Origin of the sequence: Modestobacter sp. NPDC049651, from assembly GCF_040659695.1 — a bacterium.
Classification (GTDB): domain Bacteria; phylum Actinomycetota; class Actinomycetes; order Mycobacteriales; family Geodermatophilaceae; genus Modestobacter.
On the sequence record NZ_JBFAOG010000002.1, the window covers coordinates 49,151 to 63,022 of the forward strand.

A 13,872-nucleotide genomic window follows, 5' to 3' on the forward strand; every position below is an offset into this window, starting at 1 on the left:
CGGTCAGAGCCGGCCGCGCCCCTGGCGCAGCAGCATCATGCCGAGCGCGGCGCCGTCCTGGCCGAGCGCGTCGCGGAACCGGTCGATCACCTGCCGCTCGCGGGAGAGGCTCAGCCGCATCCCGCCGGACGACGTCCGCAGCGAGCCGATCTCCTGCGAGATGGCCAGCCGGCGCTGCACCAGCTCGATCAGCTGCGCGTCGCAGTCGTCGATGGCCGCACGCAGCTCACCGATCCGCTCGTCGGTGCCGACGGCCGGGGCGGGGGTGGCGCTCATGGTCTGTTCCTCCGGGGTGTGCGGGCCCACCGGCCCCGGAGACGAGAAACGCCCCGGGGCCATCGGGCCCGGGGCGTCGTGTGCGGTGGCTGCTCAGCCAGCGGAGACGGACACCGGGACCCGGTGGCCGTAGTGAAACTCCGCGGAGTGGCTCAGCACGGGCAGAGTGTGACACGGACGACGGTCCACGCGCCAGCCGCCCACACCATCCTCAGCAGCCCCAGCGCCGTCGGTGGCCCGGCCTAGAGTTGGCGGCGTCATGAGCAGCCCGCAGATCTCCCTCCCCGGCACCGCCGCGCTGACCCGCTCGACCCCCGGCCAGGTCGGGCGCGAGCTCGACCGGATGCTGGCCGGCCTCAACGGCCCCCAGCGCCAGGCGACCGTGCACGAGGGCAGCCCGCTGCTCATCGTCGCCGGTGCGGGCTCGGGCAAGACCCGGGTGCTCACCCACCGGATCGCCTACCTGCTGGGCGCCCGCGGGGTGCAGCCCGGCGAGATCATGGCGATCACCTTCACCAACAAGGCCGCCGGCGAGATGAAGGAGCGCGTCGCGTCGCTGGTGGGCCCGCGCGCCCGCGCGATGTGGGTGTCGACGTTCCACTCGATGTGCGTGCGCATCCTGCGCGCCGAGGCGGGCAAGCTCGGCATGAAGAGCTCGTTCACCATCTACGACCAGGGCGACTCGGTCCGGCTGATGACGATGGTGGCCCGCGACCTGGACCTGGACAGCAAGCGCTATCCCGGCCGCAGCCTGGCCAACCAGGTGTCGAACCTGAAGAACGAGCTGGTCGACGAGGAGTCCTTCGCACCGGTGACGGCGCCGGAGAAGGTGCTCAAGGAGGCCTACACGCTCTACCAGCGGCGGCTGCGCGAGGCGCACGCCATGGACTTCGACGACCTGATCATGACGACGGTCCACCTGCTGCAGGCCTTCCCGGACGTCGCCGAGCACTACCGCCGCCGCTTCCGGCACGTGCTGGTCGACGAGTACCAGGACACCAACCACGCCCAGTACGTGCTGGTGCGCGAGCTGGTCGGCGGCCACGGCGGCCCGGTGCCGCCGGCGGAGCTGTGCGTGGTCGGTGACGCCGACCAGTCGATCTACGCGTTCCGCGGCGCCACGATCCGCAACATCGACGAGTTCGAGCGCGACTACCCCGACGCCACCACGATCGTGCTGGAGCAGAACTACCGCTCCACCCAGCGCATCCTCAAGGCCGCGAACACCGTCATCGCGAAGAACACCTCGCGGCGGCCGAAGAACCTGTGGTCGGAGGCCGGTGACGGCGAGCTGATCCAGGGCTACGTCGCGGAGAACGAGCACGACGAGGCCGCGTGGGTCGCCGAGCAGATCGACGCGCTCACCGACGAGGGCCTGGCGAGACCTGCGGACATCGCGGTCTTCTACCGGACCAACAACGCCTCCCGGGTGTTCGAGGAGGTGTTCATCCGCGTCGGCATGCCCTACAAGGTCGTCGGCGGGGTGCGCTTCTACGAGCGCAAGGAGGTCCGCGACGCGCTGGCCTACCTCAAGGTGGTCGCCAACCCGGCCGACGTCGTCAGCCTGCGCCGGGTGATCAACACGCCCAAGCGCGGCATCGGCGAGCGCGCCGAGGCCGCCGTCGAGTCCTACGCCGACCGCGAGCGGATCCCGTTCGCCAGCGCGCTGCGGCTGGCGTCGGAGGTGCCGGCGCTGGCGACCCGGTCGCTCAAGGCGATCCAGGAGTTCGTGGCGCTCCTCGAGGAGTTCGAGGGCCTGGTCGAGACCGGCTCGGGGCCCGCGGCGCTGCTGGAGAGCATCCTCGACCGCACGGGCTACCTGACCGAGCTGTCGGCCAGCACCGACCCGCAGGACGAGGGCCGCGTCGACAACCTCAACGAGCTGGTCTCGGTGGCCGCCGAGTTCGAGGCGGCCAACCCCGGGGGCACGGTCACCGAGTTCCTCGAGCAGGTCTCGCTGGTGGCCGACGCCGACCAGATCCCGGTCACCGGCGACGACGCCGGCGTGGTCACCCTGATGACCCTGCACACCGCGAAGGGCCTGGAGTTCCCGGTCGTGTTCCTCACCGGCCTGGAGGACGGCGTGTTCCCGCACCTGCGGGCGCTCGGCGACCCCAAGGAGCTGGAGGAGGAGCGCCGGCTCGCCTACGTCGGGATCACCCGCGCGCAGCAGCGGCTGTTCCTGTCCCGGGCCACGGTGCGCACCAGCTGGGGGCAGCCGGCCTACAACCCGCCGTCCCGGTTCCTCGACGAGCTGCCGGGCGACACCGTCCACTGGACCAACACCCAGCCGCTGCCCTCGGCGTCGCTGTCGTCGGCGCAGCAGCGGGTCGCGGCCACCGGGCTGTCGACCGGCGGGCTGCGCGGCGGTGCCGGCAACCGGGCCGTGATCAGCGTCGAGGTGGGTGACCGGGTCAGCCACGACGCGTTCGGGCTGGGCACGGTGGTCGAGGTGACCGGCGCCGGGGACAAGGCGCAGGCGACCGTCGACTTCGGCTCCGGCGGCACCAAGCGGCTCGTGCTCCGCTACGCCCCGCTCGTCAAGCTGTAGGTGGAGTGCGGGAGCGCAGGGTTCCTGCGCTCCCGCACTCCGGTCACACCGTGAGGCCGCGGGCGGCGAGCCACTTCGACGGGTCGGTGGGCTTGCCGTTCATGCCGCCGAGGTGGATCTCGAAGTGCAGGTGCGGCCCGGTCGACTGCCCCTGGTTGCCGACCTTGGCGATCTGGTCGCCGGCCGAGACGACGTCCCCGGCCTTGACGCTGTAGTAGCGCATGTGGCCGTAGATCTCGACGTTGCCGTCGGCGTCCTGGATGTAGACCGCGTTGCCGAAGCCGGTGGCCGGCCCGGCGCGCAGCACCACGCCGTCGGACGCCGCGTAGATCGGGGTGCCCAGCGGCGCGGCGAGGTCGAGGCCCCAGTGCATCGAGCCCCAGCGCATGCAGTAGCAGGTGGTCAGCCGGTAGTTCTGGGTCGGGACGACGAACTGCGGCGCCCGCGCGGCCCGGGAGGCGGCGATCGCGTTCAGCCGCTCCTGCGCCTCGGCCTGGCTCACCTCGCTGCGGGCGCTGGCGTCGATGCCGCCGGCGAAGCTGGCCTCGGCGTCGACGCCGAGGCCGTAGTCGACGCCGGAGGCGACCGGGGCGTCCGGGCCCGACAGGCCGGTGAGGACGGTGGTCAGCACGGCACCGAGCACCGCGGCGGCCAGCAGCAGCGGCGCGCGGTGGCGCGGCGGGCGGCGGCGCGAGGCGCGCGCGGGAGCCCGCTCGGCCGGGACGGCGACCGGCTCGGGACGGACGGCGACCGGCTCGGGGCGGACGGCGACCGGCTCGGGGCGGGCGGCCACCTGCTCGACCGGCCGGGCGGGCGGCGGGACCGCGGGCCGGCCGGCGGCGCGGTCGTTCCGCAGCCGGCTGCGCACGGCGCTGCCCACGGTGTCCTCGACGGAGCCCGCCCGCTCCCAGGCGTCGGCGGCGCGCGGCGCCGGGACCGACCCGGACCGCGGACGGTCCACGAGCTCGCGGATCGGGGACATCCGGCACCTTCTCCCGGGCGCGGTGCCGCGGGGGGAGCCGCAGCACCTGACGGGCACCGACCGGCCGGGTGGGCGCCGGTGCAGGTGCGTGGAGCGACGTCGACGAAGAACTACATCGATGTCGTTCCGGGACGCTACGGAGGGCCCCCGGGGCGGGCAACGACCTGACAGCCCGTGTCGCGATCAGCCACACATCGTGGCGACGCACGGTGCGGACGGTGCTCGTGGGACTAGGCGACCGCAGTTCCGGTGGTGCGGTCGCCGACCGTCCGGCGGCCGGCGAGGGTGGCGGCGACCTCGTCGACGACCGCCCGGTGGATCGGCAGCGACATGTGCCCGACCCCGCGCACCAGCACGTTGCGGGCGGCGAGGTCGGGGTGGTCGCAGCGGCCCGCGGCGGATGGCACGACCACCTGGTCCAGGTCGCTGTAGACGGCGGTCACCCGGGTGCGGCAGCCCGGGGCGGGCGCGGCCAGCTCGGCCAGCAGCGGCGAGCCGGGGCGCAGCTGCCGGACCAGCGGGGTGGGCAGCAGGTGCGCCCAGCGGGTGCCGGCGTGCGGCGTCCCGAGGGTCACCAGCGTGCCGATCCGCCGGTCACCGCCCAGCCGCTGCACCAGGTAGCGGGCGACCAGGCCGCCCATGCTGTGCCCGACCACGTGCACCCGCTCGTGCCCGGTCTCGCCGCAGATCCGGTCGACGTGCTCGCCGAGCGCCGCCGCTGCGCTCTCGACGTCGCGCAGCAGCGGGCTGTAGTTCCACGAGCACACCGAGGCGAAGCCGCGCCGCCGCAGGCTGCGGCGCATCACCGCGAACACCGACCGGTTGTCGACCAGCCCGTGCACCAGCAGCACCGGCACCTCGGCGGCCAGCGGGTCGTCGGCGAACAGCGCCCGGACGCCGGGCGGCTGGTTGCCCGGGCGCAGCCGGGAGTCGGGCCGCAGCTGCTCGGTGCGCGTGCCCAGCGGGTAGAGCAGCGCGTGGGCGCCGACCCAGGCCAGCTCGGTGAGCCCGCCGGTGACCGCGGCAGGGGACGCCAGCGAGCGCAGCCCCGACCAGATCCCGCCGGTCGGGCCGTCGTTCCCGGCGGGCGGGGCGGACCCGTGCCACGCTGGGACGGGGGAGAGGCCGACCGCGGTCACGCCGTCACTCCTCCCCGCTGGGCCGCCGGAGGCGGCGCGCCGCTGGCACGACGTGTGCCCGGCCGTGGGCAACGTAATGCCCTCGTGTGGCTCCCGTCACACATCCGGAACGGGACACGGTCTCGATCCGGCAACGACCACCTCGAGGAGGCCGACCGTGCCCGCCCGGAACCAGCCGACCACCCGCAGCGAGGCGCGCCGGCCGCGCGGTGGGGACCGTCCCGCCGCGGCGCCGGTCGCCACCGACCGGCTGGTGCTCGGCGACGTCCCGGTGCTGGCCCGGGGGAGCGGCTTGGCGCTGCTGCTCGCCGCCCTGGTCGGGGCGGCCGCCTTCTTCCCGACCTACCTCACCGTCGGCGGCGTCGAGGTCTCGCAGGTCACCGGCCCGCTGGACGCGGTGGTCGCGCTGGTCGGACCGGTGGTCACCGCGGTCGTGGCGGCCGGGCTGCTGGCCGGTCGGGTGCCGCGGCTGGGGCTGGCGTATGCGGCGGTGAGCGGCACGCTGGCCGTCGGCCGGCTGCTGATCGAGCTGTACCAGGGCCGCACCTCCACCGACCGGCCCGCCGTGGAGGTGCTCGCCGGCGAGCGGGTGGTGACCAGCTCGGTCGACGCCGGGCCCGGCTGGGTGCTGGGCCTGGTCGCCCTCGGGCTGACCGTCCTCGCCGGTCTCCTCGCGCTGGCCGCCTGGGAGCGCACGGTCATGGAGGACGGCGGCACGCTCGACCCGGTCCGGCCGGTGCTCGCCGGCGCCGCGGTCCTGCTCGGCGTCCTCGCCGTCCTGTGCCTCGCGCTGCCCGCCGCCGACGTGCCCGACCGGGTGGTGCTCGACCCGTCGACCGGGCTGGAGACCGTGGTGGCCGCCGAGGGCCCGCAGGCGCTGCTCGAGCGGCCCGGGACGGCGCTGCTCGGCGGCCTGCTGCTGGCCGGTGGGCTGCTGCTCTGCGCGGTCACCGCGCCGTCCCTGCGGCCCCGGCTCGGTGCGGTCGGCGGGCTGCTGGCGCTGACCGCCTTCCTGGCCGCGACCGCGCTGTCCGGGCTGCGCGACGCCGCGCACAGCGCCGAGCTGCGGTGGACGCTGCCGGGCGTCGGGCTGGTGGTCTGCGCCGTGCTGGCCGCGGGCCTCACCGGGCTGGCCTGGCGCTGGCGGGCCGGGCGCCCACCGGTCCCCAGCGGGCGCGGGGAGTGACATCGGCCACGTCCGGGGGCCTAGAGTCCCGGGCGTGGCAGAGGAACGCATCCGGGTCGTGATCGCCAAGCCCGGGCTCGACGGTCACGACCGGGGCGCCAAGGTCGTCGCCCGGGCGCTGCGCGACGCCGGCATGGAGGTCGTCTACACCGGCCTGCACCAGACGCCCGAGCAGATCGTGGAGACCGTCGTCCAGGAGGACGCCGACGCGGTCGGGCTGTCGGTGCTCTCCGGGGCGCACATGACGCTGTTCGCCCGGCTCGCCGAGCTGCTGCGCGAACGGGGCATCGACGACGTCGTCGTCTTCGGCGGCGGGATCATCCCGGACGCCGACCGCCCCGAGCTGGCCCGGCTCGGCGTCGCGCAGGTGTTCACCCCCGGCGCGACCACCGAGGAGATCGTGAGCTGGGTGCGCGAGCACGTGGGCACCCCCGCCGAGGCGACCTCCTGACCCCACCCCACTGGGTGGAAGAGACGAGTGACACGTCCCACGCGGGGTGAGGCCGCGGCGCGGGGGTGCCGGGGGGCGAGCTACCGTCACCGTTCGTGGATCTCTTCGAGTACCAGGCCCGTGACCTGTTGGCCTCGCACGGCGTGCCCGTGCTCCCCGGCGGCGTCGCCGAGACACCCGAGCAGGCGGAGGCGATCGCGCGGGAGATCGCCGGGCAGGTCGTCGTCAAGGCGCAGGTGAAGGTCGGTGGCCGCGGCAAGGCCGGTGGCGTCAAGCTGGCCGACGACCCCGAGAGCGCCAAGGCGCGCGCCCAGGACATCCTCGGCCTGGACATCAAGGGGCACATCACCCACCGCGTGATGGTCGCCCAGGCCAGCGACATCGCCGAGGAGTACTACTTCTCGTACCTGCTCGACCGGTCCAACCGCACCTTCCTGGCGATGGCCAGCAAGGAGGGCGGCATGGAGATCGAGCAGCTCGCCGTCGAGCGCCCGGAGGCGCTGGCCCGCATCCCCGTCGACGCCTCCGTCGGTGTCGACAGCCAGAAGGCCGCCGAGATCGTGGACGCCGCCGGCTTCCCCGCCGAGGTGCGCGACCAGGTCATCGCGATCGCCGTCCAGCTGTGGGACGTGTTCTCGAAGGAGGACGCCACCCTGGTCGAGGTCAACCCGCTGGCCAAGGCCCCCGACGGCACCGTCCTCGCGCTCGACGCGAAGGTCACCCTCGACGAGAACGCGGCCTTCCGGCACGCCGGGCACGCCGCTCTCGAGGACACCGCCGCGGCCGACCCGCTGGAGGCGGCGGCCAAGGAGAAGAACCTCAACTACGTCAAGCTCGACGGCGAGGTCGGCATCATCGGCAACGGCGCCGGCCTGGTCATGAGCACCCTGGACGTCGTCGCGTACGCCGGCGAGGAGTTCGGCGGGGTCCGCCCGGCCAACTTCCTCGACATCGGCGGTGGCGCCTCCGCCGAGGTGATGGCCAACGGCCTGGGGATCATCCTCGGCGACCCGGCCGTCAAGAGCGTCTTCGTCAACGTCTTCGGTGGCATCACCGCCTGCGACGCCGTCGCCAACGGCATCGTGTCCGCGCTGGGCATCCTCGGCGACGAGGCCACCAAGCCCCTGGTCGTCCGGCTCGACGGCAACAACGTCGAGGAGGGCCGGCGGATCCTCGCCGAGGCCAACCACCCGCTCGTCACCGTGGTCGACACGATGGACGGCGCCGCGCGCCGGGCCGCCGAGCTCGCCGCCGCCTGAAGCCCTAGCGAACAGGACCAGTAGAGATGTCGATCTTCCTCAACGAGAACAGCAAGGTCATCGTCCAGGGCATGACCGGCTCCGAGGGGCGCAAGCACACCCAGCGGATGCTCGCCTCCGGCACCGCGATCGTCGGTGGCGTGAACCCGAAGAAGGCCGGCGAGAGCGTCGACTTCGACGGCGGCACCAGCGTGCCGGTGTTCGGCTCGGTCGCCGACGCCATGAAGGAGACCGGCGCCGACGTCAGCGTCATCTTCGTGCCGCCGGCCGGCGCGAAGAGCGCCGTCATCGAGGCCGTCGACGCCCAGATCGGCCTGGCCGTGGTCATCACCGAGGGCATCCCGGTGCACGACTCGACCTACTTCTGGGCGCACGCCCAGGGCGGCACCACCCGGATCATCGGCCCGAACTGCCCCGGCCTGATCAGCCCGGAGCGCTCGAACGCCGGCATCATCCCGGCCAACATCACCAAGGCCGGCAAGATCGGCCTGGTCAGCAAGAGCGGCACGCTGACCTACCAGATGATGTACGAGCTGCGCGACATCGGCTTCTCCACGGCCGTCGGCATCGGTGGCGACCCGGTCATCGGCACCACCCACATCGACTGCCTCCAGGCGTTCCAGGACGACCCGGAGACCGAGGCGATCGTGATGATCGGCGAGATCGGTGGCGACGCCGAGGAGCGGGCCGCGGACTTCATCAAGGCCAACGTCACCAAGCCGGTCGTCGGCTACGTCGCGGGCTTCACCGCCCCCGAGGGCAAGACCATGGGCCACGCGGGCGCCATCGTGTCCGGCTCGGCCGGTACCGCCCAGGCGAAGAAGGAGGCCCTCGAGGCCGCCGGCGTCCGGGTGGGCAAGACCCCTTCGGAGACCGCCCGCCTGATGCGGGAGATCGTCCAGGGCTGAGCCGCCCTCCGGACGGCCTGCGACTGCCCGGCACCCCCACCCCGGGGTGCCGGGCAGTCGGCGTCCCGGGGCCGGCGGCGTGGGATCCTGCGGGGACCACCTGCCAGCGAGGAGCGCCCGTCCATGACCTCCAGCGGCCCCGGCGGCCACCAGCCCGGCCCGGTCCCGCCCCTCCCCGCCCCGCCGGCCCGGAGCGGGGCGTTCGACCTGCGCCGCCTCGGCGTGCCCGACCTCGGGATGCCCGTCGCCGCGGTCCTCTACCTGGTGCTGGCCTGCCTGCCCTGGGCGTCGGTCGACTTCTTCGCCGGCCGGTTCACCGTCAGCGGCTTCCGCTTCTCGGGGCTGGTCACCGTCACGCTCGTCCTGCTGCTCGCCGCGGCGGTCTGGGCGCTGCTGCCCGCGGTGACCGTCGTCCGGCTGCAGTTCCCGCGGCACGTGGTCACCGGTGGACTGGCCGCGCTGGCGGTGCTGATGACCCTCATCACGTGGCTGCGCAGCCTCGACTACGGCTTCGCCGCCCCGGCGTTCCTCGGCCTGCTGGTGACGCTCGCCGCCGTCGCGCTGGCCGCGGTGGGGCTGCTGCCCGAGCTGCGTGGCACCGCCGGCCGGCCGGGGAGCGGCGCGCCGGGTCAGCCGCCCGCGCCCGCCGCGGGCCCGGCCTACGGCCGGCCCGGCTGGCAGCCGCCGCAGGGGGTCCGGCCCGCCGGCCAGCCGCCGGTCCCGGCCCCGCCGGGCAACGGCCTGCCGGCCGCCACGCCGCCAGTTGCCGCGCCACCGGTCTACACGCCGCCACCGCCGACCGCGCCGCCCGCGCCGCAGCCGGCGCCGCCCTCCGGTCCGGCCGCGCCGCGGCCGTCCGACGAGGAGGCAGGCTTCTGGTCCCGGCCCCGCCCCGGTGACCCCGGCGCGCAGTCGGGGCCGGACGCCGGGTGAGGCCGCGCCGCGTCCGGCGTGAGTTCCGCGCCCCCGGCGCGTGCCGTCGAGGCCGTGCCCGCGCGCTTGCGAGAGTGGGGAGGTGACCTCCGTGCTGACCCGCCCGCCCTCCGGTGGGCCCGGCGAGCCCGGGGAGGGACGCAGCGCGACGGCCGCCTGGCTCGCTCCGCTGGCCGCCCTCGCCGTCCCGGTCACCGGGCTGGTCGCCCTCGGGCTGGCGGTCGTCGTCGTCCAGACGCTCGACCCCAGCGGCGGCCTGCCGGTCTCCGGCAGCGCCCGCGTCGCCGGGCAGCTGTGGCTGCTCGCGCACGGCGCGGAGCTCCGGCTGGCCTCCGGGCCGCTGCGGATCGCCCCGCTGCTGCTCACCCTCGCGGTCGCCTGGGGGCTGTCCGCCGCCGCCCGCGGGGTGGTCGGCCGGCTGGGTGCGACCACCGGCCGGGACGTCGCCCTGGTGGTCGCCAGCCAGACCGCCGTGCACACCGCGGTCACCGCAGCGCTGGCGTTCCTGCTCGACCGGCCCGACGCCGGCACCGGGCTGCTGCGGCCCACCGTCGGCGCACTGCTGCTGGCCCTGGTCGCCGGCGGCTGGGGCGCGCTGCGGGAGTCGGGGCTGTCGACCGACGTCCTCGGGCGGCTGCCCGGCCCGGCCGGGGTGCTCGGCCGGGCCGTCGCCGCCGGGCTGCTCGCCCTGGCGGCCGGCTGCACCGCCGTCGTCGCCGTCGCGCTGGCCGCCGACACCGACGGCGCCGCTCGGATGACCACCGGCCTGGGCGGTGCGAGCGCGGGAGCGGCCGGCCTGGTCGGGCTGAGCGCGCTCCTGCTGCCGAACGCCGCCGCCGCGGTCGCCGGCCTCGCGGCCGGCCCTGGCTTCACCGTCGGCACCGGCACGGCCGTCTCGGTGGGCGGCGTGACGCTCGGCCCGGTGCCCGCGCTGCCGCTGCTGGCGGCGCTGCCCGACACCCAGGCCGTCCCGCTGCTGGCCTTCCTCACCCAGGTGCTGCCCGCGCTGGCCGGGGTGGTCACCGGCACGGTGGTCGGCCGCCGGCTGGTCGCCGCCGGCACCGTCACGGCCGCGCTGTGGGGCCTGGCGGCCGGGGTCGGTCTCGGTGTCGCGACCGGCCTGTGGGTGCTGCTCGCCGCCGGCCGGCTCGGCGACGCCGCGCTCGCCTCGGTGGGCGCGCCGGCGACGGCCACCGGCCTGGCGGTCGCCGCGCAGGCGGGGCTCGCGGCCGCGCTCGCCGCCGCGGTCACCCGGTGGCGGGGCCACGGCTGACCCCCGGCCAACCGTGGCGTCAGGGCCGCCGACGGCCCCGTCTAGGGTCTGGAACGTGCCGGACGCTCCCGCCCCGCGGTCGCGCCTCGTCGTCCTGCTCTCCGGAGCGGGAACGCTGTGCGCCGCGCTGCTCGCCGCCACCGACGCCCCGGGCTACCCGGCGGAGGTCGTGGCGGTCGGGTCCGACCGGGCCGACGCCGCCGGCCTCGCCGCCGCCCGCGACCGGGGCCTGCCCACCTTCACCGTGCCGCTGGGCGCCCACCCCGACCGCGCCGCCTGGGACCGCGCGCTGGCCACCGAGCTCGCCGCGCACCGCCCCGACTGGGTGGTCTCCGCCGGGTTCATGAAGGTCCTCGGGCCCGCCGTCCTCGCCGCCTTCCCCGAGCGGGTGCTCAACACGCACCCCGCGCTGCTGCCGGCCTTCCCCGGCGCGCACGCCGTCCGGGACACCCTGGCCGCCGGCGTCGGCACCACCGGGGCGACGGTGCACCTGGTGGACGCCGGCGTCGACACCGGCCCGGTGCTCGCCCAGCGCGCCGTCCCCGTGCTGCCCGGCGACGACGAGGACCGCCTGCACGAGCGCATCAAGACCGTGGAGCGCGAGCTCCTGGTGCAGACGGTGGCCGCGCTGGCCACCGGCGCCCCCCTGCCGGTAGTCGTACCCACCCGACCCGCCCCTGAGGAGAGCTCGCGATGAGCGACCGCACCCCCGTCCGCCGCGCCCTGCTGGGCGTCTACGACAAGACCGGCGTCGAGGAGCTGGCCCGCGGGCTGGCCGACGCCGGCGTCGAGCTGGTCAGCACCGGTGCCACCGCTGCGCGGATCGCCGCGGCCGGTGTGCCGGTCACCCCGGTCGAGCAGGTCACCGGCTTCCCCGAGTGCCTCGACGGCCGGGTCAAGACGCTGCACCCCGCCGTGCACGCCGGCATCCTGGCCGACCGGCGCAAGCCCGACCACGTGCGCCAGCTCGACGAGCTCGGCATCGCCGCCTTCGACCTGGTCGTGGTCAACCTCTACCCGTTCAGCGACACCGTCGCCTCCGGCGCGACGCCCGACGAGTGCATCGAGCAGATCGACATCGGCGGCCCGGCCATGGTCCGCGCCGCGGCGAAGAACCACCCGTCGGTCGCCGTCGTCGTCGCCCCGGACCGCTACGAGCAGGTGATCGCCGCGGTGCGGGAGGGCGGCTTCACGCTGTCCCAGCGCCAGCAGCTCGCCGCCGAGGCGTTCCGGCACACCGCGTCCTACGACGTCGCGGTCGCCTCCTGGATGGGCAACGTGCTCAGCCCGGACGACGAGAGCGGCTTCCCCGACTGGATCGGCGGCAGCTGGGAGCGCACCGACGTGCTGCGCTACGGCGAGAACCCGCACCAGGCCGCGGCCCTCTACCGCAGCGGCCAGCCCGGGCTCGCCGACGCCGAGCAGCTGCACGGCAAGCCGATGTCCTACAACAACTACATCGACACCGACGCCGCCTGGCGCGCCGCGCACGACCACGAGGACCCGTGCGTGGCGATCATCAAGCACGCCAACCCGTGCGGCATCGCCGTCGGCCCGGACATCGCCGCCGCGCACCGCAAGGCGCACGCCTGCGACCCGGTCAGCGCGTTCGGCGGCGTCATCGCCGCCAACCGCGAGGTCGACCTCACCCTGGCCGAGCAGATCGCCGAGGTGTTCACCGAGGTGGTCGCCGCGCCGTCCTTCACCGAGGACGCGCTCGCGCTGCTCAGCCAGAAGAAGAGCATCCGGCTGCTGCGCATGCCCGCCGACGCGGCCCGGCTGACCGTCGAGATGCGCCCGGTCAGCGGTGGGCTGCTGCTGCAGACCGCCGACCGGATCGACGCCCCCGGCGACGACCCGGCCAGCTGGACGCTGGCCACCGGTGAGCCGCTGGACGCCGCGGCCCTCGACGACCTGGTGTTCGCCTGGCGGGCCGTGCGCGCGGTGAAGAGCAACGCGATCCTGCTGGCCAGCGGCAAGGCGACCGTCGGCGTCGGCATGGGCCAGGTCAACCGGGTCGACTCGGCCAAGCTCGCCGTCTCCCGGGCCGGGGACCGCGCCGCCGGGTCGGTCGCCGCCTCCGACGCGTTCTTCCCGTTCGCCGACGGGCTGCAGGTGCTGCTGGACGCCGGGGTGCGCGCGGTCGTGCAGCCCGGCGGCTCGGTGCGCGACGAGGAGGTCGTCGCGGCGGCGCAGGAGGCCGGCGTGACCATGTACCTCACCGGCACCCGGCACTTCGCCCACTGATGCGGGGCGCCCGGACCCCGCTCGACCCGCCGGCGCCGGACACCGTCTGGGAGGACGAGGACCTCGCCCGGGTCGACTGGGACGGCGCCCGGCTGGAGCGGGTCACCTTCGTCGGCTGCCGGTTCGACGACGCCTCCCTGGCCGAGGTGGTCACCAGCCGCTGCGTGTTCGAGCGGTGCGTGCTGACCGGGGTCTCGATGAGCAGCAGCCGGCACGAGGGGAGCGCCTTCCTCTCGTGCCGGTTCGACCGGGCGAAGCTCTTCGGCGTCCGGTGGATCGGCTGCAAGCTCACCGGCTCGCAGTTCCCCGGCGCCACGCTGCGGCCGATGACCAGCACCGAGAGCGACTGGAGCTACGCCTCGCTGCGCGGCGCGGACCTCGCCGGCGTCGACCTCGCCGGGCAGCGGCTGACCGAGGCCGACCTGACCGACGCCGACCTGACCGGCGCGGACCTCAGCCGCGCCGACCTCCGGCACGCCCGGCTCCAGGGCACCCGGCTGCGCGGTGCCGACCTGCGCGGGGCGGAGACCGCCGGCGTCAACTGGCAGGCGTTCGACCTGGCCGGCGTCCGGCTGGACCTGGCCCAGGCGCTGCAGTTCACCGCCGCCCACGGCGCGCTGCTCGACTGAGCCGCCCCCCTCCCGGTTTCGGCGCCGAAGGTCGTCCC

At 75.4% G+C, this 13,872-nt stretch carries 13 protein-coding genes; 10 read left to right on the top strand and 3 right to left on the bottom strand.

The window, feature by feature from the left end; all coding sequences use genetic code 11:
• Positions 1 to 3 precede the first annotated feature (3 nt).
• Positions 4 to 276, bottom strand: coding sequence for a chorismate mutase (locus AB0J00_RS03610; RefSeq protein ID WP_357740271.1), 273 nt, complete (start codon positions 274 to 276; stop codon positions 4 to 6).
• A 259-nt stretch (positions 277 to 535) separates the two neighbouring features.
• On the opposite strand from AB0J00_RS03610, the gene pcrA reads away from it, so the two are divergent.
• The gene (gene pcrA / locus AB0J00_RS03615; protein WP_357740274.1) at positions 536 to 2,827 is read left to right on the top strand and encodes a DNA helicase PcrA; all 2,292 of its coding nucleotides are present in this window, start codon (positions 536 to 538) and stop codon (positions 2,825 to 2,827) included.
• Between the two features lie 43 nt (positions 2,828 to 2,870).
• Here the strand turns inward: pcrA and AB0J00_RS03620 are convergent, their stop codons facing one another.
• Positions 2,871 to 3,809 (bottom strand): M23 family metallopeptidase, encoded by a 939-nt coding sequence (locus AB0J00_RS03620; protein ID WP_357740277.1) that lies wholly within the window; start codon positions 3,807 to 3,809, stop codon positions 2,871 to 2,873.
• A gap of 230 nt (positions 3,810 to 4,039) precedes the next feature.
• Complete coding sequence (locus AB0J00_RS03625) at positions 4,040 to 4,948, bottom strand: alpha/beta fold hydrolase (protein ID WP_357740280.1); 909 nt, start codon at positions 4,946 to 4,948, stop codon at positions 4,040 to 4,042.
• Between the two features lie 157 nt (positions 4,949 to 5,105).
• Between AB0J00_RS03625 and AB0J00_RS03630 the strand changes: the two genes are divergently transcribed.
• From AB0J00_RS03630 to AB0J00_RS03670, 9 genes are all read left to right on the top strand, one after another.
• A complete protein-coding gene (locus AB0J00_RS03630) occupies positions 5,106 to 6,134 on the top strand; it encodes a hypothetical protein (RefSeq protein ID WP_357740283.1) in 1,029 nt (342 codons plus the stop codon).
• A 34-nt stretch (positions 6,135 to 6,168) separates the two neighbouring features.
• Positions 6,169 to 6,585: a cobalamin B12-binding domain-containing protein gene (locus tag AB0J00_RS03635; protein ID WP_357740286.1), complete on the top strand. Its 417-nt coding sequence runs from the start codon at positions 6,169 to 6,171 to the stop codon at positions 6,583 to 6,585.
• A 95-nt stretch (positions 6,586 to 6,680) separates the two neighbouring features.
• Complete coding sequence (gene sucC, locus AB0J00_RS03640) at positions 6,681 to 7,844, top strand: ADP-forming succinate--CoA ligase subunit beta (protein WP_357740289.1); 1,164 nt, start codon at positions 6,681 to 6,683, stop codon at positions 7,842 to 7,844.
• 26 nt (positions 7,845 to 7,870) lie between these two features.
• Positions 7,871 to 8,752, top strand: a complete 882-nt coding sequence (sucD, locus tag AB0J00_RS03645) for a succinate--CoA ligase subunit alpha (RefSeq protein WP_357740292.1) — start codon at positions 7,871 to 7,873, stop codon at positions 8,750 to 8,752.
• 123 nt (positions 8,753 to 8,875) lie between these two features.
• A complete protein-coding gene (locus AB0J00_RS03650; RefSeq protein WP_357740295.1) occupies positions 8,876 to 9,685 on the top strand; it encodes a hypothetical protein in 810 nt (269 codons plus the stop codon).
• Positions 9,686 to 9,767: 82 nt separating this feature from the next.
• Positions 9,768 to 10,958 carry a DUF6350 family protein gene (locus AB0J00_RS03655; protein WP_357740298.1) on the top strand — a complete coding sequence of 397 codons (1,191 nt, stop codon included), beginning with the start codon at positions 9,768 to 9,770 and terminating at the stop codon, positions 10,956 to 10,958.
• Positions 10,959 to 11,013: 55 nt separating this feature from the next.
• A complete protein-coding gene (gene purN / locus AB0J00_RS03660) occupies positions 11,014 to 11,655 on the top strand; it encodes a phosphoribosylglycinamide formyltransferase (protein WP_357740301.1) in 642 nt (213 codons plus the stop codon).
• Positions 11,652 to 13,205, top strand: a complete 1,554-nt coding sequence (purH, locus tag AB0J00_RS03665) for a bifunctional phosphoribosylaminoimidazolecarboxamide formyltransferase/IMP cyclohydrolase (protein ID WP_357740303.1) — start codon at positions 11,652 to 11,654, stop codon at positions 13,203 to 13,205. Before purN ends, purH begins: the two co-directional genes overlap by 4 nt.
• Positions 13,205 to 13,834, top strand: a complete 630-nt coding sequence (locus AB0J00_RS03670; RefSeq protein ID WP_357740306.1) for a pentapeptide repeat-containing protein — start codon at positions 13,205 to 13,207, stop codon at positions 13,832 to 13,834. Before purH ends, AB0J00_RS03670 begins: the two co-directional genes overlap by 1 nt.
• The last annotated feature ends 38 nt before the right edge of the window (positions 13,835 to 13,872 follow it).

Excerpts from the sequence above, each read along its gene's own strand:
- AB0J00_RS03610 (WP_357740271.1), bottom strand. The coding sequence starts at position 276 with ATGAGCGCCACCCCCGCCCCGGCCGTCGGCACCGACGAGCGGATCGGT.
- pcrA (WP_357740274.1), top strand. The coding sequence starts at position 536 with ATGAGCAGCCCGCAGATCTCCCTCCCCGGCACCGCCGCGCTGACCCGC.
- AB0J00_RS03620 (WP_357740277.1), bottom strand. The coding sequence starts at position 3,809 with ATGTCCCCGATCCGCGAGCTCGTGGACCGTCCGCGGTCCGGGTCGGTC.
- sucD (WP_357740292.1), top strand. The coding sequence starts at position 7,871 with ATGTCGATCTTCCTCAACGAGAACAGCAAGGTCATCGTCCAGGGCATG.
- AB0J00_RS03650 (WP_357740295.1), top strand. The coding sequence starts at position 8,876 with ATGACCTCCAGCGGCCCCGGCGGCCACCAGCCCGGCCCGGTCCCGCCC.
- purH (WP_357740303.1), top strand. The coding sequence starts at position 11,652 with ATGAGCGACCGCACCCCCGTCCGCCGCGCCCTGCTGGGCGTCTACGAC.
- AB0J00_RS03670 (WP_357740306.1), top strand. The coding sequence starts at position 13,205 with ATGCGGGGCGCCCGGACCCCGCTCGACCCGCCGGCGCCGGACACCGTC.